Raw genomic sequence first — 24597 nt, 5'->3', positions numbered from 1 at the left:
ATGGATTGTCTTGGGTTCGCCGCCGGTCAACGGTGGGAGAGGACCTGGCCCCTCCCACATGGAGTTACTTGATCATCGGGAGATTGAGGCCCTGTTCTTTGGCGCAATCGATGGCGATCTGGTACCCGGCGTCTGCGTGACGCATCACCCCGGTGGCCGGGTCGTTGTGCAGCACGCGGGCAATTCGCTCGGCCGCTTCGTCGGTGCCGTCGCACACAATGACCATGCCCGAGTGCTGGGAGAAGCCCATACCCACGCCACCGCCGTGATGCAGCGAAACCCAGGTGGCGCCGCTGGCGGTGTTGAGCAGGGCGTTGAGCAGTGGCCAATCGGACACGGCGTCGGAGCCATCCTGCATGGATTCGGTTTCGCGGTTCGGGCTGGCCACCGAGCCGGAGTCCAGATGGTCACGGCCGATCACCACCGGTGCCGACAACTCGCCGCTGCGCACCATTTCATTGAACGCCAGGCCGAGCTTGGCGCGCTGGCCCAGGCCGACCCAGCAGATACGCGCCGGCAGGCCCTGAAAGCTGATGCGCTCGCGCGCCATGTCCAGCCAGTTGTGCAGGTGTGCATCGTCGGGGATCAGCTCTTTGACTTTGGCGTCCGTCTTGTAGATGTCCTGTGGGTCGCCCGACAGCGCCGCCCAGCGGAACGGGCCGATGCCACGGCAGAACAGCGGACGGATGTAGGCCGGTACGAAACCTGGGAAGTCGAATGCGTTTTCGACGCCTTCCTCCTGGGCCATCTGGCGGATGTTGTTGCCGTAGTCGAAGGTCGGGATGCCTTGTTTCTGGAACTCCAGCATGGCCTTGACGTGCACGGCCATCGACTGCTTGGCGGCCTTGATCACGGCGGCCGGTTCGGTCTTGGCGCGGGCGCGGTATTCGTCCCAGGTCCAGCCGGCCGGCAGGTAGCCGTTAAGGGGGTCGTGAGCGCTGGTCTGGTCGGTGACCATGTCCGGGCGCACGCCGCGCTTGACCAGTTCCGGCAGGATTTCCGCCGCGTTACCCAGCAGCGCGATGGAGATGGCCTTGCCTTCCTGGGTGTATTTGGCGATGCGGGCCAGGGCGTCGTCGAGGTCGCTGGCCTGCTCGTCGACGTAGCGGCTATTCAGGCGGAAATCGATGCTGACCTGTTGGCATTCGATGTTCAACGAGCACGCACCGGCCAGGGTCGCGGCCAGCGGCTGCGCGCCGCCCATACCGCCGAGGCCGGCGGTAAGCACCCAGCGGCCTTTGAGATTGCTGTCGTAATGCTGGCGGCCAGCCTCGACGAAGGTTTCGTAGGTGCCCTGGACGATGCCCTGGCTACCGATGTAGATCCAACTGCCGGCAGTCATCTGGCCGTACATGGCCAGGCCCTTGGCATCCAGCTCATTGAAGTGCTCCCAACTGGCCCAGTGCGGCACCAGGTTGGAGTTGGCGATCAATACGCGCGGAGCGTTGCTATGGGTTTTAAACACACCGACCGGTTTGCCCGATTGCACCAGCAGGGTCTCGTCGTCGTTCAGATGGGTGAGGCTCTCGACGATCTGGTCGTAGCACTCCCAGTTGCGCGCGGCACGGCCGATACCGCCGTAGACCACCAGTTCTTTCGGATTCTCGGCCACTTGCGGGTCGAGGTTGTTCATCAGCATGCGCAGCGGCGCTTCGGTCAGCCAGCTCTTGGCAGTGAGCTTGTTACCGCGGGCGGCGCGGATTTCAACGTCACGGTATTTTGTAGGCTTGGTCACAACTCAGACTCCTCGGCGATCGATGCGCGAACAGGGATGGTGCGAAGTAGGGTCTTACACACACATCTTTACTTGTACATACAAGCATATGCAATCAAGCGGCCAACTTTCTGTGCAGGGGGTTTGATTTTTTTTGCAAAGACCGCACGAGCCTTGGAAATTGAGGCTTCGAGGGATGATGAAATTTCTTACGAAGGAGTTTTATAGCGAGGAAGATTTGTCACGACAGCGCGGTTTTGCGCCACGCTGGGGCGTTCGGTAACAAATTGGTGCGAGACCTGGAAACACATCGTAAGAACAGTGAGAAAAAAATGTGGGAGGGGGCAAGCCCTCCCACTTTTTTTAACCGCGCGTAGTGAGTTCGATGATGCAACTGCGACCGGCGATAGCGATATCCAGCAAGCCGTTGTTACCGTCTACCTGCAGGCAATCATGCTGACCCAATATGTGGTCCATCACCTTCACTTCATCCGCAACACTGAACACCAGCACGGTTTGCGCAGTGCTGAAGAACCGCTGCACACCATCCACCCATTGCAACCGCGCGTGGTAACGCTGAGGGGAATAGATCAGGTTGAAATCGCGGATCGGCCCGGTAATCAAGCGACATGACACTTGGCTGTCGCCTTTGAAGGCAAACGGTTGCAGCGGTAACAACCCGCGCTGCTCCTCGCCATCCACCGTCAACACCATGCCTGCGCCTTTGATCACAGTGATCACGCGCTGGTAGCCGGCAAAGGTGGAAAACCCGCCCGATTCGGCGATGTCGGCAATCGACAGGCGCCAGCCGAAGCCTTCCAGGCCCTCGCCGGCATCGCGGGTGACTTCTTCGGTGCTGCCGCCGCCGTTCTTCCACGGCATGCGCACGTATTCAGTGGCGCGCCAGACTTTTACTGCACTCATTTACTGAAACGTCCTTCCAGACTGTGACGGGAACCGGGGTGGATCAAACGCGCGGCGGTCACCGGCTGACGGCCGGACCAGGTGCGACGACGGATCAACAGGCACGGCTCGCCGGGTTCTATCTGCAACAACTGGCATTCGGCGGCGTCCGCAAGGATCGCTTCCACCACGTGCTCGCCTTCGGTCAGCGGCGCCACTTGATTGAGATACGCGTAGGGGGTTTGCAGGGTGAAGTCCTGCTGCAGGTATTCCGGCGCGACCAGGGCGTTGACGAAACGGTCTTCGATTTGCACGGGAATATCGTTTTCGTAATGCACGATCAACGAGTGGAATACCCGCCCGCCTTCGCGCATCTCCAGGGCGACGGCGCGTTCGGAGCCCGCCGCTTCCTCGCCCAGGGTGATGACCTGGCAGGTATGCCGGTGGCCACGGGAGGCGATTTCATCGGCGATATTGTGCACTTCGAACAGCGCCGACTGGCTTTTCGGCTCGGCGACGAAGGTCCCGACGCCCTGCATGCGCACCAGCAAACCTTCAGCGGTGAGCTCGCGAAGGGCGCGGTTGATGGTCATGCGACTGAAGCCCAATTGGCTGACCAGCTCGCTCTCCGACGGTACGCGGTAATGAGGCGGCCAGTTACCGTTGAGAATCTGCTGGCTGATCATGTGTTTGACGCGGGCGTACAAGGGCGCCGGACTTTCGTCCATGTGGGCAGCCAGCGAAGAGTTGGCGGGCGGAGTCGGCACGGGGGATCCTTGCAGTAGGAAAAGATGCATAGATTGCCGGAGTTTACCGAGCAGGCAAACGTCTGTATATGTATATACAAATAAACACACGACCGGGGTGCTCTAATCATGTCCGCTTTCTTCGCCGAACGCGCGCTGCTGCCTAGTGGATGGGCCAACGATGTACGCTTTGAAGTCAGCGCCGATGGCCTGCTGGCCCACGTTGAAGCCCACGCGAGCGCAGATGGCGCCGAACGGCTCAGAGGCCCGGTGCTGGCGGGCATGCCGAACCTGCACTCCCACGCATTCCAACGCGCCATGGCGGGCCTGGCCGAAGTGGCCGGCAACCCGAATGACAGTTTCTGGACCTGGCGCGACCTGATGTACCGCATGGTGGGCAAGATCAACCCGGACCAACTGCAGGTGATCGCGCGTCAGCTGTATATCGAGATGCTCAAGGCGGGCTACACCTCGGTGGCCGAATTTCACTACGTGCACCACGACATCAATGGTCAGCCTTATGCCGACCCTGCGGAACTGTCGCGACAGATCAGCCAGGCGGCGAGTGCCAGCGGCATCGGCCTGACCCTGCTGCCGGTGCTCTACAGCCACTCCGGGTTTGGTGGCCAGGCGCCAAATGACGGCCAGCGGCGCTTTATCAACAGCACGGAAAGCTACCTGGATCTGCGAGCACGCCTGCAACCGATCCTGGCAGCACAACCGGCACAGCATCTGGGCGTGTGCTTCCACTCCTTGCGCGCTGTGACGCCCCAACAGATCAATGACGTCCTGGCAGCCAGCGACAAGGCGTGCCCGGTGCATATCCATATCGCCGAGCAACAAAAAGAAGTCGACGACTGCCTGGCCTGGAGCGGCAAGCGTCCGCTGCAATGGCTGTATGACAACGTCGAAGTCGACGAGCGCTGGTGCCTGGTGCACGCCACGCATGCCGACGCGGCAGAGGTCGCGCGCATGGCCAGAAGCCGGGCGATTGCCGGTCTGTGCCTGACCACTGAAGCCAATTTGGGCGATGGGATTTTCCCGGCGGTGGATTTTCTTGCTCAAGGGGGGCGCCTGGGCATCGGCTCCGACAGCCATGTGTCCCTGAGCGTGGTCGAAGAACTGCGCTGGCTGGAATACGGCCAACGCCTGCGCGATCAGCGCCGCAATCGCTTGTATCGCAGCGATCAGCCGATGGTCGGGCGCACTTTATTCGATGCCGCACTGGACGGCGGCGCCCAGGCGCTGGGGCAGCCGATAGGCCGATTGGAAGTGGGCAAACGCGCGGACTGGATCGTGCTGGACGGTAACGATCCGTACCTGGCCACCGCCACGCAGGACGGCATTCTCAATCGCTGGTTATTTGCCGGCGGCGATCGGCAGGTGCGCGATGTGCTGGTCAACGGCCAGTGGGTCGTGCGCGATGGGAAGCATGCTGGAGAGGAAGACAGTCGCCGGGCATTCACACAAGTGCTGAAGGATTTGTTGGGCTGACAGACGACCCATCACTAATGTGGGAGGGGCTTGCCACCTCCCACATGTAGCCTTGTGGTGATCCAGGGTTACTGCGAACTCTTGGCCATCTGCTTGTCCGGCGTACGCCAGATCAACCGCGTGGTGTCATACCCCTGCTGACGCGCCCTGCTGAGCAGGTCTTCGCGGGTGTCGGCATTCACGGTCGGCGTGCGCGACAGAATCCACATATAGCGACGGCTCGGGCTGCCGACGATGGCGGTCTTGTAGTCATCGCTGACATACAACACCCAGTAATCGCCCTTGGCGACGCCCGGCAACAGTGCAGTGAACCAGTTATTGAATTCGACCCAGAGCTTGTCGGTCTTGCCCGGCACCTGCGGTGTGGCCGTGCCCCTGGCTTCTTCCCACTTCCACTGGTTCGTCAGGCAGCGGTTGAATACCGACATATCGCCGTCGGGCATCAGTGTGTAGCGGGCTTCGGATTGCGCGCAGTTGCGCTGGAAGTACATCGGCAAGCGAGCCAGCTCATACCAGGTGCCCTGGTAGCGATGCAGGTTGACGTTGCTCGCGGTCTTGGGTTGCAGATCATCGCCAGAATGACTGGCGCAGCCCGCCAAAAACAGGCTGGCACAAAGAAACAAAACAAAACGCATCATTCTTCTTCTCCCGTAGGCTCTCGCCCCGGTTTACTTCAGGCCTTGCCCGGAAAACATCAGAACCTTGTCACCGGCATATTGAACGCTGATAAAGCTGTTTTTATCGCCCCAGGTGCAGCTGGACATGCCCAGTGCGCCGGAACAGTCCGTCGGCTTACCCAGCAGCGACTCCACCTCGGCCTTGGGCATCCCGGCCGACAACTTTGCGTAGTTCTCTTGGTTGACCTTGCTGCAAGCGGCCAACACAACACAAAAAGTCAGCAGGGCGAGACGACGTAACGACATGGGAAAACTCCTGGAGGGGCGAAGCAGCTTGGGTATCTGCCAGAAGCTTAGAAGGGAAAAGAGGTGTCTGGTTCCCGACGGGCGAAAACAAAAAAGCCCCGAAAACGCTGAAACGTTTCGGGGCTTCCTTAACGGTGAACCGGCTCACAACCACACCGATTACCGGTCGCGGCAGCTTACTGCTTGTGATAGGCCGTGACGCGCTCAACCTCTTCCTTCGAACCCAGGAACACCGCCACGCGCTGGTGCAGGCCTTCAGGCCGGATGTCGAGAATGCGCTGGTGGCCGTCGGTGGACGCACCGCCCGCCTGCTCGACCAGGAACGACATCGGGTTGGCTTCGTACATCAGGCGCAGCTTGCCCGGCTTGGACGGCTCGCGGCTGTCGCGTGGGTACATGAACAGGCCGCCACGGGTGAGGATACGGTGCACGTCGGCCACCATTGCCGCCACCCAGCGCATGTTGAAGTTCTTCTTCAACGGGCCTTCTTCGCCTTCCATCAACTCATTGACGTAGCGCTGTACCGGCGCTTCCCAGTGACGCTGGTTGGACATGTTGATCGCAAATTCCTGGGTGGAAGCAGGAATCGAGATGTCTTCGTGGGTCAACACGAAGCTGCCCATCTCGCGGTCCAGGGTGAAGCCCTTGACGCCGTCGCCCAGGGTCAGTACCAGCATGGTCTGTGGACCATAGATCGCGTAACCGGCGGCGACCTGCTCGGTGCCTGGCTGCAGGAAGGCCTTTTCGTTCAGGGCTTCGTTCTGGCTCAGGTATTCGTTCGGGCAACGCAGTACCGAGAAGATGGTGCCCACCGGTGCGTTGATGTCGATGTTGGAAGAACCGTCCAGAGGGTCGAATACCAGCAGGTAGGCGCCTTTAGGGTATTTGCCCGGGATCTGGTAGGCATTGTCCATTTCTTCGGACGCCATGCCGGCCAGGTGACCGCCCCATTCGTTGGCTTCAAGCAGGATCTCGTTGGACAGCACGTCGAGCTTCTTCTGCACTTCGCCCTGCACGTTTTCAGTGCCCATGCTGCCCAGGACACCGCCCAGTGCACCTTTGGACACGGCGTGGCTGATTTCCTTGCAGGCACGCGCCACCACTTCGATAAGGAAGCGCAGATCGGCAGGCGTGTTGTTGCTGCGGGTCTGCTCGATCAAATAGCGACTCAAGGTAACGCGGGACATGGAAGGCTCCGATGAATGGGGGGGCTTGAAAACCCGCGCAGTTTAGCGCGAGTCGGGGCTGATTTCCTCTCATCAGAGGATTTAACCCCAATAGAGTTCACGGCTGGCCCTGCGGTTTGCGCAACAAACTGTAGGCCATGGCTCCCAGCACGGCCACGCCCAGCAGCAGCACGGCCCATAGACCCAGCTTCTTCCAGTCGCGACCCACCTCGGGGGCTACGACAACGACAGCCGGTTTGACCACTGCCTCGCCCGCTACCCTGGCCTGCCCCAGGGCGTTCAGACGCTCGGCACTGTAGTCAGGGATCAGCGTGGACAGCGGCAGGCTTGCGGCCTTCACCGTGATATTGCCCAGCGCCAGCGTGAACGGCGGTTCGCCCCGCGCCAGGAACACCACCTGCGTGGCGCGCACCGCATAACGCAACGCCGGCGCCTGGGCACCCAGGCCACCGCCGCGCTCGTCCACCTGCAAGCGGATCTGGTTGAGCACCTGGCCCGGCAACGGCAACTCATCCTGCACCACGTCGTGGCCGTTCTGAGTCAGGCGATAAAGCAGGCCCGAGCTCAACGGCTGCCAACTCTGCTGGCTGTCGCGCCGCCCGGACACATTGACCGGCGCCAGGGTGTTGGGCTGCGATAATTCGATGCGCATGCGCTCGGCACTCAGGCCCGCGGGCAGTTGCCAGCTGTATTCACCGGCCCCCAATCGCTCGCCCGCCAGCGGCGGCGACCACACCAGCGGCTGCGGCAGGCTGCTGCGAGTAGCGCTTACCAGCTTGGCCGATGTCAGCACTGGCGCTGCCTGGCCCTGCCACAGCAGGCGCAGGTAACGCGCGGACTGACCGGGCAGGCTGACATCATGCTGTTCAACCCGTTGGTCGGCGAACGACAATCGCGCCACTTGCCCATCGCCCCAGGACTCCCAGTGCTGCAGGTCATCGCTGGCTTCGATAGTGAAACGCTGAAAGCCTTCCTGTTCAAGGTTCCAGTCGAGGCTCAACTGCTGCAACGGCGCCTTGATTGCACTGGCATCCAGCACCCAACCGCGCAGCACCTGCCCGCCGGGCTTGGCGGCAGTGGACGGCTTGATCTCTACCAGAGTGCCTTCGGTGGTGGTTTTCATCACCACGCCGGGTAACGTTTCGCGGGTGTCGGCGGCGTACAGCGGGAACCACTTCACGTCGGTCAGCACACGGCTTTCCGAGCTTGACGATGCCTGGCGCGACAACGCATACGCCTGCGGCTCGCCGGCGGCATTGAACACCCGCAGGTCGCTCAGATCGGCCTGGCGCGCATTCAGTTGTACGGCCAGGGGCAGTTCCAGGCGATACCAGGGGCCGTTGCCGCTGACGCTCAGCGGCACCTGCGTGGTGAAATCAGCCGGACCTTCCTGGGCCCCCACAGACAGCGCCACACACATGCCCGCCACGGCCACGCTCAACTTACCGATCAAGAGGTTGCTCCTTCAGTTTCCAATACGGGTTCGGCACGCTTGGGCGGCAGCGGTGCGAAATAGCCCACCACCAGCAACAACCCGCCCACGCCGATGAACGATACGATCCGCGCCAGGCCACCACGGTTGCTCAGCTCGACAAAGAACAGCTTGGCGACCACCACTGCGATCAGCGCCGCACCGATCAGCCATACATCGCGACGATGACGCAAATGGCCGCCGATCATCAGGCCGAGGGCGATCAGCGTCCACACGATCGACAGGCTGGCCTGCACCAGCATCGACGCCAGCAGCGCATCCAGCTGGAATGGCACGCCGCCCCAATGGTGCGCGGTGCGCATCACCAGCGCGGTGAAGAACGCAAACAGCGAAACACCCGCCACACCTTGTGCGATCAGCTGCGCCCGTGGTCCACGTTGCGGCGCCACACTGCGCGACAACAGGTACACACCCAGCAAGGCGAACAGCAGGCCCAGGTCCAGCGGGTTGAGCAGCGGCACATACGGCAGCGGCTTGGCCGTGCCGTCGCTGAAGGTGTTGGCCAGCCAGAACCAGCCGAGCATCAACACCGCCAGGGGCAGCGCGGCGAGCACACGGTACTCACGCGGATACACCGCCACCGGCCACGGCCATTGGCGCGGCGCGGCGGCCAGCACCAGGTACAGACTCGGCAGAATCGCCCAGCCCAGCCAACGCCAGGCGTTGTATTCGCTGGACAGGCTCAACAGGCCGTAACGCAGTTCCAGGGCCAGCACACCGATCAGCATCCAGCAGCCCAACACGTGGGCAATACTCAGCACTTTGCCAGGCACCACCGCCGCCAACCGCCGCAGCGAGACGAAATGCACGGCAAACACTGCCAACCAGGCCAGCCAGCCGTAGCGCGCCGCCGGGTGGTAATAGGTATGGGCGGACACCAGCAACACCATGCCCGCCGCCGGCATCAGCAGGGTGCAAAGCATGCCCAGGGAGGCCCAGCGCAAGCGCGTCGCGCAGACACTCCAGATCGCCACGCTGAGCGCCGCAGTCCCCAGCAAGACGGAGCCTTGCAGCTCGTCGGGAATAAACCGCAGCACTTCGCCGCTCACCGCCAGGGTCCACCAGGCCGCGCCCCACACCAGCAGCAGGTCGGACAGACGCTGCAGCTTCAGCGCGGTAAACAGCGGCGCATGAGGCTGACGTTGCAGGCGCCAGGCGCCGACCAGCGCGGCCAGGCCCAGCACCATCGGTGTCCAGAAGCCGCTGTGCGCCAGGGGCCGCAGAGCCTCGCCGGACAACGGCCCGAGCAGCGCCGACACCGACAGCAGGAACGAACCGCCGCCGATCAGTTGCAGCAACAACCCAAACACAAAACTCACGCGCTGTTGCAGGTACAGGCTCAGCCAGATAATCAACAAACCACTGAGTGCCCATACGCCACTGGCGCTGGCCCATGGCAGCACGAACAGCACCGCGAGGTTGATCAGCACCAGGCCGGCGAGCAATACCACCGATAGCCCACGCAACAGCCGCACATCGCCGCGCACCCGGTCGTCACGCGCCGCCAGCAACATGCCGCCGATCAAGGCCAGGCCGATGAGTGACGCGGTCAACAAACCACTCCAACCGGCGTCGAACACCGCTTCGCCTTCACCGCCCTTCAGGCGCAGCAGGAACAGCGCTCCGCCCAACAGTTGCACGGCGAACGCGGTAAACAGGAACGTCCTGGAGCCGATGCGCAGGCCGATCAACAGTGTCGCCAGGCCGGCGACGGCCCAGCTGATCGCGGTACCTTGGGTCAGCAGCAGCAACGGTGCCAGCAGGTACAGGCAGCTCAAGCCAAGGCTGGCCAGTACCGGCAGGCCTTTACGCTCCCACTCTGCGGCCTGCTCGGTCGAAGCTTTGCGTAATTGATCGAAGCTGAACAGCAACGCCGCGCCCAGCAGCAGCGCGCCCAATGGCGCGCCTTCGAGTAGGGTGTGCTCGCCCCGATGCAGTTCGCTGAGGAACGCCAACGCAGAGCCCAGTTGCAGCAACAGGCCGAATGCCCGGGCCAATGGCCGCTGCTGACGCAAGCCGAGCCAGAAGATGCCGGCACCTTCCACCGCCCAGGCGGCAGCGGTCCAGCGTGCGTCCAGCCCCAGTGGAATAGCCAGGCTGGCGAATATGACGCCCAGAGCCAGGCAGGTTTCCGCCAGCAGCAACGCGCGCCCGCCGCTGAGTATTCGGGCCAGGCCCATATAGATGATGCCCAGGCCCAACGCGCTGAACGCCGCCGCGAATTCCAGGTGCTGCACCAGCGCGAACTGCAGGCCAAAGCCCACCAGCGGCGGGCCGAACAGCATGCTGCCGTCGACGTAATCGCCCTTGGCCGCCGACCAGCGCAACAGTGCGCCACGGCTGTCGTCTTCCGGCGCGTCGCGCATCTCCAACAATTTGCGGCGCGCAAACAACAGGCCGATGGCCAGGTACATCAGGAAGAACAACACCAGGAACGGCTCGGTGCTCCACAGCAGTTCCGGGGTGTAGGAACGCAGGCCCCAGGCAAAGCCGATACCGAAGGTGCCGACGAAACCGATCAGGTTGAGCAAGCGCCAGGCCTTGAACCAGGCGATGGCGAGGATGCCGGTATTGAGCAAGGCGAAGTAACTGAACAACGCCACATGATTACCTGAACCGGTAGACGTCAGGATCGGCGCGGCAAACCCGCCAAGCGCCGCCGCGCAGGCCAGCCCCAGCGCATCCTGGGTAATCGCCAGGATGGCCGAAAACACCGTCACCGCCACCAAAAGCCCGAGCGCCGCGCTCGGATCGATCAGCGGGTGCAGACGCATCGCGGCGAACACCGTGAGGTACAACACCGCAATCCCGGTGCCTTGCAGCATCAACCCATAGTGACTGTTGCGCAGTCGCAACCACCAGCCCAGGCCCAGCAGGCCGACGGCCGCCGCCGCCACCCCGGCGTAACGCACCTCGATCGGCACCACCATGCCTTCGGTGGCATAGCGCAGCAGGAACGCCAGGCCGAGAAATAACAGCACCACACCGACGCGCAGCACGGTGTTGCCGCCAAACAGCCAGTTACGCGCGCCGCCGAGGGCACGCTCGATCAGATTGGGGCCACGGGGTACGGCAGGTTCTTTAGCACGCGGTGCAGGTGCGGGTGCAGGTACTGGAGCCGATGCCCACACATCGTCGGGCAATGGTTGGCTGGCTTGTTTGGCGACGGCCACGGGTGCGAGGTCAGGCGGCAATTCCCAGACGAGTTCGGGCGCCTTGATTTGCGGTGCGGGTGGGGTTTTGGCGGATTCGGCGACAGGCGCCTCGACAAACACCGCGCGTGCAGCCGGCGCAGGCGTGGGATCGGGTTGTCGTGCGGGTTTCTCCAATTGCGCCAGACGCTGCTCGACAGCGCTCAGGGCTTTTTGCGCGATCTCCAGCTGGCGCCCCTGTTGGTCCGCCTTGGACGACAGCATCGACAGGCGAATGGCCTGGCCAATGCCCAGCCCCAGCAGCGCAGCCATGCCTGCATCATAGAACGACTCATCGAGCGTCCAGCCGAGCACCAGGCCAACCAGCATGAAAATCCATTGCATCGACGATATTCCCTAAGCGAACCGGCGCTCAGTATATCGACGCGCAACCAATGTGGGAGGGGACTTGCTCCCGATAGCGGTGTACCAGTCCACATATCTGCAAACTGACACCCTGCCATCGGAGGCAAGCCCCCTCCCGTACTTTCGATTTGCCAGGTTTAGTCGAGCGCTTTCCAGATCTCGGTGGCGTATTCGCGAATGGTCCGGTCCGAAGAGAACCAACCCATCCGCGCGGTGTTGAGCACCGCCGAACGCCACCACGCCTTGGAGTCATGCCAATGCGCTTCGACCCGCGCCTGGGCATCCCAGTAGGAATCGAAGTCGGCACACACCAGGAAACGGTCGTAATCGATCAGACCGTCGATCAAACCGACGTAGCGGCCCGGATCGTCCGGCGAGAACACCCCGCCACGGATCGCCTGCAACACATCGTTGAGACGATGGGACACGGCAATGTCCGGCCCGGCGTGGAATTCACCGGCGTGTTTGCGCGCTTCCACCTGCTGGGCGCTGAGGCCGAAGATAAACATGTGATCGGCGCCCACGCGCTCGTGCATCTCCACGTTGGCGCCGTCCATGGTGCCGATGGTCAGCGCACCGTTGAGACCGAATTTCATGTTGCTGGTGCCCGAAGCTTCGAAGCCCGCCGTGGAGATCTGCTCCGACAAGTCCGCCGCCGGGATGATGCTTTCCGCCAGGCTGACGTTGTAGTTAGGCAGGAACACCACTTTGAGCAGTCCGCGCACGGTCGGGTCGTTGTTGACGGTGCGGGCGATGTCGTTGGTCAACTTGATGATCAGCTTGGCCTGGTGATAACTCGCCGCGGCCTTGCCGGCGAAGATCTTCACGCGCGGCACCCAGTCGGTGCCCGGCTCGGCACGGATCGCCTGGTACAACGCCACGGTGTGCAGCAGGTTGAGCAACTGGCGCTTGTATTCGTGGATGCGCTTGACCTGCACGTCGAACATCGCCGCCGGGTTCACCGAAATGCCCAGGCGCTCGTGGATGATCTCGGCCAGGGCGCGTTTGCTGTGCAGACGCTGCTCGGCGAAAGCTTTACGGAAGGTCTGCTTCTCGGCGAAGGTTTCCAGCTCGCCCAGGCGCGTCTCCATGTTGTCGAGAATATCCGGGCCCAACGCGTCCACCAGCATCTGGGTGAGCTTGGGGTTGGCCTGGTACAGCCAGCGGCGGAAGGTGATGCCGTTGGTTTTGTTGTTGATACGTTCCGGATACAGCTTGTGCAGCTCGGAGAACACCGTGCTGCGCATCAGTTGGGTGTGCAGGCCGGATACGCCGTTGACGCTGTGGGAACCCAGGAACGCCAGGTTGCCCATGCGCACGCGGCGGCCGTTGTCTTCTTCGATCAGCGACACGGCGCGCAATACGTCGAAATCGTGGATGCCCTTGGCGCGCAGCGAGTCGATGTGCTGGGCGTTGATCAGGTAGATGATCTGCATGTGCCGCGGCAACATGCGCTCCATCAGGCCGACCGGCCAGGTTTCCAGTGCTTCGGGCAGCAGGGTGTGGTTGGTGTACGACAGGGTTTCGACGGTCACGTCCCACGCGGCTTCCCACGGAATATCGTGCAGGTCGACCAACTGGCGCATCAATTCGGCCACGGCGATGGAGGGGTGGGTGTCGTTGAGCTGGATCGCGGCATGCTCGCCGAGGCTCAGCACCGAGCCGTGCATGTTCTTGTGGCGGCGCAGCAGGTCTTGCAAAGAGGCTGCGACGAAGAAATATTCCTGGCGCAGACGCAGTTCCTGACCGGCTTCGGTGCTGTCGGCCGGGTAAAGCACGCGGGAGATGCTTTCGGCGCGAGCCACCTCGGCGACGGCGCCCAAATGGTCACCGGCGTTGAAGCGCTCCAGGTGCAAGTCTTCGACCGCCCGGGCACGCCACAGACGCAGGGTGTTGACGCTGGCACCGCGCCAGCCCACCACAGGTGTGTCGTAGGCTACTGCGCGTACGGTCTCGGCCGGCGTCCATACCTGAATCATTTTGCCGGAAGCGTCTGGCAGGGTTTCCACCGCGCCGCCAAAACCGACCGGGTAAATCACTTCGGCCCGCTCAAACTCCCACGGGTTGCCGAAGTCCAGCCAGCGCTCGGTCTGCTCCTGCTGCCAGCCATCGACAATCGCCTGCCGAAACAGACCGTGCTCATAACGAATGCCATAACCGTGACCGGCAATCCCCAAGGTCGACATGCTTTCCATAAAGCATGCAGCCAGGCGTCCGAGGCCACCGTTGCCCAACGCCGCATCGGGTTCGAGCAGGCGGATGCGTTCCAGGTCGACGCCCAGTTCGGCCAGCGCATCGCGGGCGATCTCCAGCACGCCGAGGTTGCTCAGGCTGTCGTAGAGCAGGCGACCGATCAGGAATTCCAGCGAGAGGTAATACACCCGCTTCTGGCCCTTACGGTAGATGCGCCGGGTATGGTCCATCCAGTGTTCGACCATCTGGTCGCGGGCGGCAAGCGCAATGGCCTCGAACCAGTCGTGGTCGAAGGCATGATCGGGGTCCTTGCCCACCGCGTAGGTGAGTTTGGTCAAGACGGCATCGCGAAACGCGGCTACCTCTGCTTCTCGTGCAAGTGGTTCCTGAGACATCAAATGCGACCTCGGGCGAGATAGAAGGAGTTGCTAGAGCCTAGACGCTCTGACACGCGGTTGCAGGCTCTGGTTCGTCAATTTTTTAACTCATTTACTGTTGACGGGATTAGATGCAGGGGGCGTGCCCAATCCCTGCCGCGAAGGAAAAAGCTGAAAATATTGTTCAAAAAATCATCAATCCCGGTATGATCGCGCGCCCTGCTACCGCCCCATCCTGGAACCCTGATGAAGCCTCAACTGATCGCCGCCGCGGAACTCGACCGTCTCGAAACCTGGCAGAAATATTCCAGCCATATGTGCGGTGGCTGCGTGTCCAGCTGCTGCACGCTGCCGGTTGAGGTGAAGATCAAGGACCTGATCCGCATTGGCATCGTTGATGAGTTCGAACGCGGCGACCCGCCGAAGAACATCGCCAAGCGCTTGCAGAAGGAAGGCATCGTCGAGCGCTACAACAACAAATCCGAGATTTTTACCCTGCAGCGCATGAGCAACAACGATTGCCTGTACCTGGACCGCAAGACGCGCTTCTGCACCATCTACGACAAGCGCCCGGACACCTGCCGTAACCACCCGAAGATCGGGCCGCGGCCGGGGTATTGCGCGTATAAGCCTAAAGAAGTGGTGCGCGAGACTAACTTCAAGACCCTCGATAAGTTCTGATCTGATCGTTCCCACGCAGAGCGCGGGAACGGTCAGGCATAAAAAAACGCCCCCGGCCTTTCGACCGGGGGCGTTTTTCATTCAGCCTGAGTTAACTCAGTTCTTGGCTTTCTTGGCAGCGCGGGTACGCTCGCCTTCGTCCAGGATCTTCTTACGCAGGCGGATCGACTTCGGCGTGACTTCGCACAGCTCGTCGTCCTGGATGAATTCCAGGGCCTGTTCCAGAGTGAAGCGAACAGGTGGAACCAGGGCGATGGTTTCGTCTTTACCCGAAGCACGCATGTTGTCGAGCTTCTTGCCTTTGGTTGGGTTGACGCCCATGTCGTTGTCACGGCTGTTCAGACCAACGATCTGACCGTTGTAGATCTCTTGACCGTGTTCAACGAACAGCTTGCCACGCGCCTGCAAGGTTTCCAGGGAGTAGGTCAGCGCCTTGCCGGTTTCAACCGAAACCAGAACACCGTTCTGACGGCCGGACATGTCGCCGGACTTCATGGTGTCGTAGCGATCGAAGATCGAGGTCAGGATGCCAGCACCGTTGGTCAGGGTCAGGAACTGGTTACGGAAACCGATCAGACCGCGAGCAGGGATGTTGTATTCCAGACGTACACGGCCCTTGCCATCCGGCACCATGTTGGTCAGGTCGCCCTTACGCAGGCCCATCTCTTCCATGACCTTGCCCTGGGATTCTTCAGGGGTGTCGATGGTGACGTTTTCGAACGGTTCCTGCTTCACGCCGTCAACTTGACGGATGATCACTTCCGGACGACCAACACCCATTTCGAAGCCTTCGCGACGCATGGTTTCGATCAGTACCGAGAGGTGCAGCTCACCACGGCCGGATACCTTGAACTTGTCGGCCGAGTCGCCTTCTTCAACGCGCAGGGCAACGTTGTACAGCAGCTCTTTGTCCAGACGCTCCTTGATGTTACGGGAGGTCACGAACTTGCCTTCTTTACCGCAGAACGGCGAGTCGTTTACCTGGAAGGTCATGGAAACGGTTGGCTCGTCAACGGTCAGAGGCTTCATCGCCTCGACGTTGTCCGGCTGGCACAGGGTGTCGGAGATGAACAGCGAGTCCATACCGCTCACGCATACGATGTCGCCGGCGAAAGCTTCTTCAACGTCGATACGGTGCAGACCGTGGTGACCCATCAGCTTCAGGATACGGCCGTTGCGTTTCTTGCCATCGGCGCCGATAGCCACAACCGGGGTGTTCGGCTTGACGCTGCCGCGGGCAATACGGCCAACGCCGATAACACCCAGGAAGCTGTTGTAGTCCAGTGCCGAAATTTGCATCTGGAACGGACCGTCACGGTCGACTTTCGGCGCAGGTACGTTGTCGACGATCGACTGGTACAGCGGGGTCATGTCTTCGGCCATGTCGTTGTGGTCCAGACCGGCAATGCCGTTCAGGGCCGAGGCGTAGACGACTTTGAAGTCCAGCTGTTCTTCGGTGGCGCCCAGGTTGTCGAACAGGTCGAAGATCTGGTCCAGAACCCAGTCCGGACGCGCGCCTGGACGGTCAACCTTGTTGATGCACACGATCGGACGCAGGCCGGCTTCGAAAGCCTTCTTGGTCACGAAACGGGTTTGCGGCATAGGGCCGTCTTGAGCGTCAACCAGCAGCAGCACGGAGTCGACCATCGACATTACGCGTTCTACTTCGCCGCCGAAGTCGGCGTGGCCCGGGGTGTCCACGATGTTGATGTGGTAGCCGTTCCAGTTGATGGCGGTGTTTTTCGCCAGGATGGTAATACCGCGCTCTTTTTCCTGGTCGTTGGAGTCCATCACGCGCTCGTCGTTGAGCTCGTTGCGCTCCAGGGTGCCGGATTGACGCAGGAGTTTGTCTACCAGGGTGGTCTTACCATGGTCAACGTGAGCAATGATGGCGATGTTACGTAGATTTTCGATCACTTGTGTATCTCGATCAGAGGATTCGGTGTGCTGTCAGGTCGTGGCAGCGATTAACAGTAGAGTCAGGCCTTGCCGTTACAGCTTGACGGCAGAGTCGGGGGGCCGGTGACGCAGGCCACAGGCAAACAGCCCCGGGCTCTTAGCTCGGTCGATAAACGCGCACATTGGCATACCCCTCACTGAGCAAATGGTGAGCATGCAGGCGACTCATGACGCCTTTGTCGCAATACAGCAGGTACTGACGGCTGTTATCCAGTTCCTTGAAACGCGCGTTCAATGCATAGAACGGCAGCGTTTGTACGTCGATGCCAGGAATTTCCAGCGGCTCATCTTCAGCGGCATCCGGATGACGGATGTCGATGACGATCTGGCCGGCCAGGGCTTCGCTGACTTCTTCGATCTGCACATCCTGGCCCAGCTCGTCGATCACGCGATCGATCGGGACCAGCTTGGCGTTCTCGAGCGCACGCTCCAGAATCGCCATGTCGAATTCTTTCTCTTCATGCTCCACGCGGTGACGCTTGGCGTGGGTCTTGGGGTTCACCGAAATGACCCCGCAGTACTCCGGCATATGTTTGGCAAAGGCGGCGGTGCCGATCTGCTCTGCCAGGTCGATGATGTCCTGCTTGTGGCTGGCGACCAGTGGGCGCAGCACCAGCTTCTCGGTGACGCAGTCGATGATCGACAGGTTGGGCAGCGTCTGGCTGGAGACCTGGGAAATCGCTTCGCCGGTCACCAGCGCGTCGATCTGCAATTGATCGGCGATTCGGGACGCAGCGCGCAACATCATACGCTTCAATACTACGCCCATATGACTGTTATCGACTTTGCCGAGAATTTCCCCAAGCACTTCCTCGAACGGTACGCTCACAAATAGCACACGCTGGGAGCTGCCGTACTTCTTCCAGATGTAGTGCGCGACTTCCATCACGCCCAATTCGTGTGCACGCCCGCCCAGATTGAAGAAGCAGAAATGGCTCATCAGGCCGCGGCGCATGATCTGGTAGGCCGCCACCGTGGAATCGAAACCGCCGGACATCAGCACCAGGGTCTGTTCCAAAGCGCCCAGCGGGTAGCCGCCGATGCTGTTGTGCTGGCTATGGATCACGAACAACCGTTGGTCGCGAATTTCCATGCGCACTTCAATTTGCGGCGCTTTCAGGGAAATTCCGGCGGCGCCGCACTCGCGACGCAGCTTGCTGCCGACGTATTTTTCGACATCCATCGAGCTGAACGGATGCTTGCCGGCACGCTTGCAGCGCACCGAAAAAATCTTGCCTTCCAGCGAGCCGCCGTAGTGCCGCTTGCACTTCTCGGTGATGTCGTCGAAGTCGCCCAGCGGGTATTCGTCCACCTGCAGGAAATGCGCGATACCCGGCATGCAGCTCAGGCGCTCGGTCATGTCCTTCAAGGCTTTGGGGTCGGTGACACGGGTTTCCAGCTCGAGGTTGTCCCACACGCCATTCACCACCACAGCCGGGTCCAGATCGCGGAGCACGGCACGGATGTTCTTGGCCAACTGACGGATGAAACGCGTCCGTACCGGTCGGCTCTTGATGGTGATCTCGGGGAAGACTTTAACGATTAATTTCATGGAAACAGCGCGCGCAGGGCCTGCCGAAAAAGGGGGGCGCGGATTATAGCGGAAATCGCTCAAGGTTTAACCAGTTAATATGCACCTCAGCTGTCACGCACCAAAGAAGTGCATTTGATGCAGATGATGCGACATTGCAGTGCGCTGTTTTTGCGGTTTTGTCGCAATGCACCTTTATAGGGGCGTTTTTGGAACAGAAAACCCATGTTGGCGCACTGGCATGCAATTTGCTCTCTTGTGAGGCAGGTTGCCATGGCGGACTATCCGCGCCGGCATCACCCACATTCTAAGGGCTAACTCCACTACCCCAGCCCGAAGCCACCCGGAGGACACTATGTCGAAGTCGGTTCAACTCATCAAAGATCATGACGTCAAATGGATTGATCTGCGCTTCACGGACACCAAAGGCACTCAGCACCACGTGACCATGCCGGCTCGCGATGCGCTGGATGATGCCTTCTTCGAAGAAGGCAAAATGTTCGACGGTTCCTCCATCGCCGGTTGGAAAGGCATCGAAGCCTCCGACATGATCCTGATGCCGGACGACAGCACTGCCGTGCTCGACCCGTTCACCGAAGACCCAACCCTGATCATCGTCTGCGACGTGATCGAACCTTCGACCATGCAAGGCTACGACCGCGACCCACGTGCGATCGCCAAGCGCGCCGAGGAATACCTGAAGTCCACCGGTATCGGCGACACCGTATTCGTAGGCCCGGAGCCAGAGTTCTTCATCTTTGATTCGGTCAAATTCAAATCCGACATCTCCGGCTCGATGTTCAAGATCTTCTCCGAACAGGGTTCGTGGATGTCCGACCAGGACGTGGAAGGCGGCAACAAAGGCCACCGTCCAGGCATCAAAGGTGGCTACTTCCCGGTCCCGCCGTTCGACCACGACCACGAAATCCGTACCTCCATGTGCAACGCCATGGAAGAAATGGGCCTGGTCATCGAAGTTCACCACCACGAAGTGGCGACTGCCGGCCAGAACGAAATCGGTGTGAAGTTCAACACCCTGGTCGCCAAGGCTGACGAAGTCCAGACCCTGAAGTACTGCGTACACAACGTGGCTGATGCCTACGGCCGTACCGCGACCTTCATGCCTAAGCCGCTGTACGGCGATAACGGTTCGGGTATGCACGTTCACCTGTCCATCGCCAAAGAAGGCAAGAACACCTTCGCCGGCGAAGGTTATGCCGGCCTGTCCGACACCGCCCTGTACTTCATCGGCGGCATCATCAAGCACGGTAAGGCCCTGAACGGCTTCACCAACCCGTCGACCAACTCCTACAAGCGTCTGGTCCCAGGTTTCGAAGCACCGGTCATGCTGGCCTACTCGGCTCGCAACCGTTCCGCCTCGATCCGTATTCCTTACGTGTCCAGCCCACGCGCTCGCCGTATCGAAGCGCGCTTCCCGGACCCGGCAGCCAACCCATACCTGGCTTTCGCGGCCCTGGTCATGGCCGGCCTGGACGGCATCCAGAACAAGATCCACCCTGGCGACGCCGCCGACAAAAACTTGTACGACCTGCCGCCTGAAGAGGCCAAAGAGATCCCACAAGTGTGCGGCAGCCTGAAAGAAGCCCTGGAAGAGCTGGACAAGGGCCGTGCGTTCCTGACCAAAGGCGGCGTATTCAGTGACGACTTCATCGATGCCTACATCGAGCTGAAAAGCGAAGAAGAAATCAAAGTTCGCACCTTCGTACACCCACTGGAATACGAGCTGTACTACAGCTGCTGATCCGGTAGCGCTGCTTGACGCAGCGTGATGAAAAAGGCCTCCTTCGGGAGGTCTTTTTTTGCCCGCGGATTAAACAGCTCCGTATCTGCAAACCCAATCAGGTGGGAGGGAGCTTGCTCCCGATAGCGGTGGATCAGCTGATACAGGTGCTGACTGACACGCTGCTATCGGGGTTTAGCCCCCTGCCACAAGGAGAACAGCCTTGAAACGTCGACTTGTGTTCGCTTTGTTATTTGTCAGCGCCAGTGCATTCGCTGCACCGCCCAGCCTGGAACCTTTACTCAACAGCATCACCGAACGCCTGACCATCGCCGACCAGGTCGCCCTGAGCAAATGGGACAGCAAAAAGCCGGTTGAGGATAAACAGCGTGAACAGGACGTGCTCGCCAGCGTCGCAACCCAGGCACCCAGCTACAAACTCGACCCCGCCGTTGCCGAGCAGTTTTTCGCCGCGCAGATCGAGGCCAACAAACTCGTGCAATACACGCGCCTGTCCGACTGGCAGTTCATGGGCAAGGCCCCGGACCTGCCACGCCCGGACTTGGTGGGTAAAATCCGCCCGCAGTTGGATCAGCTGCAAAAACGCCTCTTGCAGCAATTAGCCGACTTCGCCCCAGAGCGCAACAACCCGCAATGCCCTCAATGGGTGGCCATGGCGATTCACGAGCCGCTGCACGAGCCCTTGATGCAGATAGCGAGAGCCCGCGCCACTGGCGAGCTTTGCCTCCAGGCAGCCGTCAGCAAATAAATACGTGGACTACCTCATCCTAGGCAGTTTCCGGCATCTTCCGACTGGAGGCTCACCCTAGCCTGACGGGTCATTCACCACACAGGATGGCCCCATGAAATCCCTCCACGGCTTGATCGCTGCAGCCGCGTGCCTGTCCGCGCTCGGCTGTACCACTTCACAACCGAATACGACCCCCATCAAAACCGAGTTACTGCTGCAAAGCAGCGAGTCATGGGATGGCACGCCTTACACGGCTTACCCTTCGGGCATCCCACAGCTGACCCTGATACGCCTCAAAATCCCGGCCAATACCCAATTGCCGTGGCACACCCATCCCATTCCCAACGCGGCGTATATCCTCTCCGGCGAATTGCTGGTCGAAGCCCGTAAGAGCGGCGCCACCCGCACATTGCGCCAAGGCGATACGCTGGCCGAAATGGTGGGCATCGAGCATCGCGGCAGTACCGGCGACACGCCGGTCGAACTGCTGGTTTTCTATGCCGGCAGCCCCGGTATACCGCTTTCTCAAACCCACTGACCGTTGTACGCAGCGCAGGATCGTTTGCCCTAAACGACCCTGCCCTCACGCTTGCTGAACAAACGTCATCAATTCGCACTATATTGGTGCAACAAGCTGCACCCTACTCAACCCATCAGCCCAATTTGGTTCGAAACTTCACGGCAAAGCTGGCAGAACGCCATAGTTGCGCGCCAAAAACCCTTATTTCAGGGCCTGCGCGCTTCTTTTCGGAGCCTTGGTTTGGTTTTTGCATTTTCTTGGTATCAGCGTGTGCCTCAAGCCCGCGCCTTGCTCCAAAAGAGGTCCTGATGACCATCAGCGATGCACTGCACCGTTTGCTACTCGACAACCTGACCACCGCGACCATTCTGCTCAACGACGATCTGCGTCTTGAGTACATGAACCCGGCGGCGGAGATGCTCCTGGCCATCAGCGGCCAGCGCAGCCATGGCCAGTTCATCAGCGAATTGTTCACCGAGTCGGCCGAGGCCTTGAGTTCGTTGCGCCAGGCGGTTGAACAGGCGCATCCCTTCACCAAGCGCGAAGCGATGCTCACCGCCCTTACCGGCCAGACCCTCACCGTCGACTACGCCGTAACCCCGATCCTGAGCAACGGCGCCACCCTGCTGCTGCTTGAAGTACACCCCCGCGATCGCCTGCTGCGCATTACCAAAGAGGAAGCTCAGCTGTCCAAGCAGGAAACCAGCAAGATGCTGGTGCGCGGCCTGGCCCACGAGATCAAGAACCCCCTCGGCGGTATCCGTGGCGCGGCACAGCTGCTGGCCCGCGAGTTGCCGGACGAGAACCTCAAGGACTACACCAACGTCATCATCGAAGAAGCCGACCGCCTGCGTAATCTGGTGGATCGCATGCTCGGCTCCAACAAGTTGCCGTCGCTGGCGCTGACCAACGTGCACGAGGTGCTCGAACGCGTCTGCCAACTCGTGGAGGCCGAAAGCCAAGGCTGCATTACCTTGGTGCGCGACTACGACCCCAGCATCCCCGACGTGTTGATCGACCGCGAGCAGATGATCCAGGCGGTGCTCAATATCGTGCGCAACGCCATGCAGGCCATCAGCAGCCAGAACGAGCTGCGCCTGGGTCGCATCAGCCTGCGCACCCGCGCCCTGCGCCAGTTCACCATCGGCCATGTGCGCCACCGCCTGGTGACCAAGGTCGAGATCATCGACAACGGCCCGGGCATTCCTGCGGAACTGCAGGAAACAATCTTCTTTCCCATGGTCAGCGGCCGCCCGGACGGTACCGGGCTGGGCCTGGCCATTACCCAGAACATCATCAGCCAGCATCAGGGCTTGATCGAATGTGAGAGCCATCCCGGCCACACCACGTTCTCGATCTTTCTGCCACTGGAACAAGGAGCCCCATCGACATGAGCCGTAGTGAAACTGTGTGGATCGTCGATGACGACCGTTCTATCCGCTGGGTCCTGGAGAAAGCCTTGCAACAGGAAGGCATGACCACCCAGAGTTTCGACAGCGCCGACGGCGTGATGAGCCGCCTGGCACGCCAGCAGCCGGACGTGATCATCTCCGACATCCGCATGCCCGGCGCCAGTGGCCTGGACCTGCTGGCGCGGATTCGCGAGCAGCATCCGCGCCTGCCGGTGATCATCATGACCGCGCACTCGGACCTGGACAGCGCTGTCGCCTCCTATCAGGGCGGCGCCTTTGAGTACCTGCCCAAGCCTTTCGATGTGGACGAGGCCGTGGCGCTGGTCAAGCGCGCCAACCAGCACGCCCAGGAGCAGCAGAATCAGGAAGCGCCACCGACTCTGACCCGCACCCCGGAAATCATCGGCGAAGCGCCGGCGATGCAGGAAGTGTTTCGCGCTATCGGGCGTCTGAGCCATTCCAACATCACCGTGTTGATCAACGGCGAGTCGGGTACCGGTAAAGAGTTGGTGGCCCACGCCCTGCACCGCCACAGCCCGCGGGCGGCATCGCCGTTTATCGCGCTGAACATGGCGGCGATCCCCAAGGATCTGATGGAGTCCGAGCTGTTCGGCCATGAGAAAGGCGCTTTCACCGGCGCGGCCAACCTGCGTCGCGGGCGCTTTGAACAGGCCGACGGCGGCACGCTGTTCCTCGACGAAATCGGCGACATGCCGGCCGACACTCAGACCCGCTTGCTGCGCGTACTGGCCGATGGCGAGTTTTACCGCGTCGGCGGGCACACCCCGGTGAAGGTCGATGTACGCATCATCGCCGCCACCCACCAGAACCTGGAAACCCTGGTGCACGCGGGCAAATTCCGTGAAGACTTGTTCCACCGTCTCAACGTGATCCGCATCCATATCCCACGCATGTCGGACCGCCGCGAAGATATCCCGACCCTCGCCCGCCACTTCCTCAGCCGCGCTGCCCTTGAACTGGCCGTCGAGCCGAAGGTGCTCAAAAGCGAAACCGAGGAATACCTGAAGAACCTGCCATGGCCGGGTAACGTACGCCAGCTGGAGAACACCTGCCGCTGGATCACGGTGATGGCGTCCGGGCGCGAAGTGCACATCAGCGACTTGCCGCCGGAGCTGCTGAGCCTGCCGCAGGATTCGGCACCGGTGACCAACTGGGAACAGGCCTTGCGCCAATGGGCCGACCAGGCCCTGGCACGCGGTCAGTCGAACCTGCTGGACAGCGCTGTACCGGCATTCGAGCGGATCATGATCGAGACCGCACTGAAGCACACCGCCGGCCGCCGTCGCGATGCCGCTGTGTTGCTGGGTTGGGGTCGTAATACCCTGACGCGCAAGATCAAGGAACTGGGCATGAAGGTGGATGGTGGGGATGACGATGAGGGCGACGACGCCTGAT

The 24597-nt window shown here is 61.1% G+C and carries 18 protein-coding genes; 7 read left to right on the top strand and 11 right to left on the bottom strand.

The features are described 5' to 3' along the window. Nucleotides 1–64: 64 nt before the first annotated feature. The 3 genes from hutU to hutC all read right to left on the bottom strand — a co-directional run bounded on the left by hutU (nucleotide 65) and on the right by hutC (nucleotide 3345). The gene (gene hutU, locus G7025_RS17010) at nucleotides 65–1735 is read right to left on the bottom strand and encodes a urocanate hydratase (protein WP_181080302.1); all 1671 of its coding nucleotides are present in this window, start codon (nucleotides 1733–1735) and stop codon (nucleotides 65–67) included. 342 nt (nucleotides 1736–2077) lie between these two features. Further along, entirely contained in the window at nucleotides 2078–2638 is a 561-nt protein-coding gene (locus tag G7025_RS17005; protein ID WP_181080301.1) for a HutD/Ves family protein, read from the bottom strand. Then, nucleotides 2635–3345, bottom strand: coding sequence for a histidine utilization repressor (gene hutC / locus G7025_RS17000; RefSeq protein ID WP_370694752.1), 711 nt, complete (start codon nucleotides 3343–3345; stop codon nucleotides 2635–2637). The genes G7025_RS17005 and hutC overlap by 4 nt, the downstream gene beginning before the upstream one ends. A gap of 147 nt (nucleotides 3346–3492) precedes the next feature. On the opposite strand from hutC, the gene G7025_RS16995 reads away from it, so the two are divergent. After that, nucleotides 3493–4857, top strand: a complete 1365-nt coding sequence (locus G7025_RS16995; protein WP_181080299.1) for a formimidoylglutamate deiminase — start codon at nucleotides 3493–3495, stop codon at nucleotides 4855–4857. 68 nt (nucleotides 4858–4925) lie between these two features. Here the strand turns inward: G7025_RS16995 and G7025_RS16990 are convergent, their stop codons facing one another. The 6 genes from G7025_RS16990 to G7025_RS16965 all read right to left on the bottom strand — a co-directional run bounded on the left by G7025_RS16990 (nucleotide 4926) and on the right by G7025_RS16965 (nucleotide 14604). Next, the gene (locus G7025_RS16990; RefSeq protein ID WP_181080298.1) at nucleotides 4926–5495 is read right to left on the bottom strand and encodes a lipocalin family protein; all 570 of its coding nucleotides are present in this window, start codon (nucleotides 5493–5495) and stop codon (nucleotides 4926–4928) included. 30 nt (nucleotides 5496–5525) lie between these two features. Beyond that, nucleotides 5526–5780 (bottom strand): lipoprotein, encoded by a 255-nt coding sequence (locus tag G7025_RS16985; protein WP_034095458.1) that lies wholly within the window; start codon nucleotides 5778–5780, stop codon nucleotides 5526–5528. Between the two features lie 176 nt (nucleotides 5781–5956). Continuing rightward, a complete protein-coding gene (locus G7025_RS16980) occupies nucleotides 5957–6967 on the bottom strand; it encodes a class 1 fructose-bisphosphatase (RefSeq protein ID WP_181080297.1) in 1011 nt (336 codons plus the stop codon). A 97-nt stretch (nucleotides 6968–7064) separates the two neighbouring features. Continuing rightward, complete coding sequence (locus G7025_RS16975; RefSeq protein ID WP_308811977.1) at nucleotides 7065–8417, bottom strand: DUF3999 domain-containing protein; 1353 nt, start codon at nucleotides 8415–8417, stop codon at nucleotides 7065–7067. After that, nucleotides 8417–11995: a DUF2339 domain-containing protein gene (locus tag G7025_RS16970; RefSeq protein WP_181080296.1), complete on the bottom strand. Its 3579-nt coding sequence runs from the start codon at nucleotides 11993–11995 to the stop codon at nucleotides 8417–8419. Before G7025_RS16970 ends, G7025_RS16975 begins: the two co-directional genes overlap by 1 nt. 158 nt (nucleotides 11996–12153) lie before the next feature. After that, nucleotides 12154–14604, bottom strand: a complete 2451-nt coding sequence (locus G7025_RS16965; protein ID WP_181080295.1) for a glycogen/starch/alpha-glucan phosphorylase — start codon at nucleotides 14602–14604, stop codon at nucleotides 12154–12156. A gap of 228 nt (nucleotides 14605–14832) precedes the next feature. Here G7025_RS16965 and G7025_RS16960 point away from each other — a divergent pair, with 228 nt between their 5' ends. Continuing rightward, a complete protein-coding gene (locus G7025_RS16960; protein ID WP_034095454.1) occupies nucleotides 14833–15267 on the top strand; it encodes a YkgJ family cysteine cluster protein in 435 nt (144 codons plus the stop codon). Between the two features lie 96 nt (nucleotides 15268–15363). Here the strand turns inward: G7025_RS16960 and typA are convergent, their stop codons facing one another. After that, a complete protein-coding gene (typA, locus tag G7025_RS16955; protein WP_181080294.1) occupies nucleotides 15364–17184 on the bottom strand; it encodes a translational GTPase TypA in 1821 nt (606 codons plus the stop codon). Nucleotides 17185–17323: 139 nt separating this feature from the next. After that, on the bottom strand, nucleotides 17324–18778 hold the full coding sequence (thiI, locus tag G7025_RS16950) for a tRNA uracil 4-sulfurtransferase ThiI (protein ID WP_181080293.1): 1455 nt from the start codon (nucleotides 18776–18778) through the stop codon (nucleotides 17324–17326). A 334-nt stretch (nucleotides 18779–19112) separates the two neighbouring features. Here thiI and glnA point away from each other — a divergent pair, with 334 nt between their 5' ends. The 5 genes from glnA (at nucleotide 19113) to ntrC (ending at nucleotide 24596) form a co-directional block, all read left to right on the top strand. Further along, entirely contained in the window at nucleotides 19113–20519 is a 1407-nt protein-coding gene (gene glnA, locus G7025_RS16945) for a glutamate--ammonia ligase (protein WP_024072899.1), read from the top strand. Nucleotides 20520–20721: 202 nt separating this feature from the next. Beyond that, the gene (locus tag G7025_RS16940) at nucleotides 20722–21267 is read left to right on the top strand and encodes a chorismate mutase (RefSeq protein ID WP_181080292.1); all 546 of its coding nucleotides are present in this window, start codon (nucleotides 20722–20724) and stop codon (nucleotides 21265–21267) included. A gap of 94 nt (nucleotides 21268–21361) precedes the next feature. Next, entirely contained in the window at nucleotides 21362–21787 is a 426-nt protein-coding gene (locus G7025_RS16935; RefSeq protein ID WP_181080291.1) for a cupin domain-containing protein, read from the top strand. A gap of 290 nt (nucleotides 21788–22077) precedes the next feature. Then, the gene (gene glnL / locus G7025_RS16930) at nucleotides 22078–23163 is read left to right on the top strand and encodes a nitrogen regulation protein NR(II) (RefSeq protein ID WP_181080290.1); all 1086 of its coding nucleotides are present in this window, start codon (nucleotides 22078–22080) and stop codon (nucleotides 23161–23163) included. After that, entirely contained in the window at nucleotides 23160–24596 is a 1437-nt protein-coding gene (gene ntrC, locus G7025_RS16925) for a nitrogen regulation protein NR(I) (protein ID WP_181080289.1), read from the top strand. Before glnL ends, ntrC begins: the two co-directional genes overlap by 4 nt. The last annotated feature ends 1 nt before the right edge of the window (nucleotide 24597 follow it).

This window comes from Pseudomonas lurida (genome assembly GCF_013522705.1).
GTDB lineage: Bacteria > Pseudomonadota > Gammaproteobacteria > Pseudomonadales > Pseudomonadaceae > Aquipseudomonas > Aquipseudomonas quebecensis.
This window is presented reverse-complemented; position numbering and strand designations above follow the sequence as displayed.

Bases quoted from the DNA above. Each gene is read 5' to 3' on its own strand.
- G7025_RS16935 (WP_181080291.1), top strand. From the start codon at position 21,362: ATGAAATCCCTCCACGGCTTGATCGCTGCAGCCGCGTGCCTGTCCGCG.
- glnL (WP_181080290.1), top strand. From the start codon at position 22,078: ATGACCATCAGCGATGCACTGCACCGTTTGCTACTCGACAACCTGACC.
- G7025_RS16960 (WP_034095454.1), top strand. From the start codon at position 14,833: ATGAAGCCTCAACTGATCGCCGCCGCGGAACTCGACCGTCTCGAAACC.
- G7025_RS16965 (WP_181080295.1), bottom strand. From the start codon at position 14,604: ATGTCTCAGGAACCACTTGCACGAGAAGCAGAGGTAGCCGCGTTTCGC.
- ntrC (WP_181080289.1), top strand. From the start codon at position 23,160: ATGAGCCGTAGTGAAACTGTGTGGATCGTCGATGACGACCGTTCTATC.
- glnA (WP_024072899.1), top strand. From the start codon at position 19,113: ATGTCGAAGTCGGTTCAACTCATCAAAGATCATGACGTCAAATGGATT.
- G7025_RS16985 (WP_034095458.1), bottom strand. From the start codon at position 5,780: ATGTCGTTACGTCGTCTCGCCCTGCTGACTTTTTGTGTTGTGTTGGCC.
- G7025_RS16970 (WP_181080296.1), bottom strand. From the start codon at position 11,995: ATGCAATGGATTTTCATGCTGGTTGGCCTGGTGCTCGGCTGGACGCTC.
- G7025_RS16995 (WP_181080299.1), top strand. From the start codon at position 3,493: ATGTCCGCTTTCTTCGCCGAACGCGCGCTGCTGCCTAGTGGATGGGCC.
- thiI (WP_181080293.1), bottom strand. From the start codon at position 18,778: ATGAAATTAATCGTTAAAGTCTTCCCCGAGATCACCATCAAGAGCCGA.
- G7025_RS16990 (WP_181080298.1), bottom strand. From the start codon at position 5,495: ATGATGCGTTTTGTTTTGTTTCTTTGTGCCAGCCTGTTTTTGGCGGGC.
- G7025_RS16980 (WP_181080297.1), bottom strand. From the start codon at position 6,967: ATGTCCCGCGTTACCTTGAGTCGCTATTTGATCGAGCAGACCCGCAGC.
- hutC (WP_370694752.1), bottom strand. From the start codon at position 3,345: ATGGACGAAAGTCCGGCGCCCTTGTACGCCCGCGTCAAACACATGATC.
- G7025_RS17005 (WP_181080301.1), bottom strand. From the start codon at position 2,638: ATGAGTGCAGTAAAAGTCTGGCGCGCCACTGAATACGTGCGCATGCCG.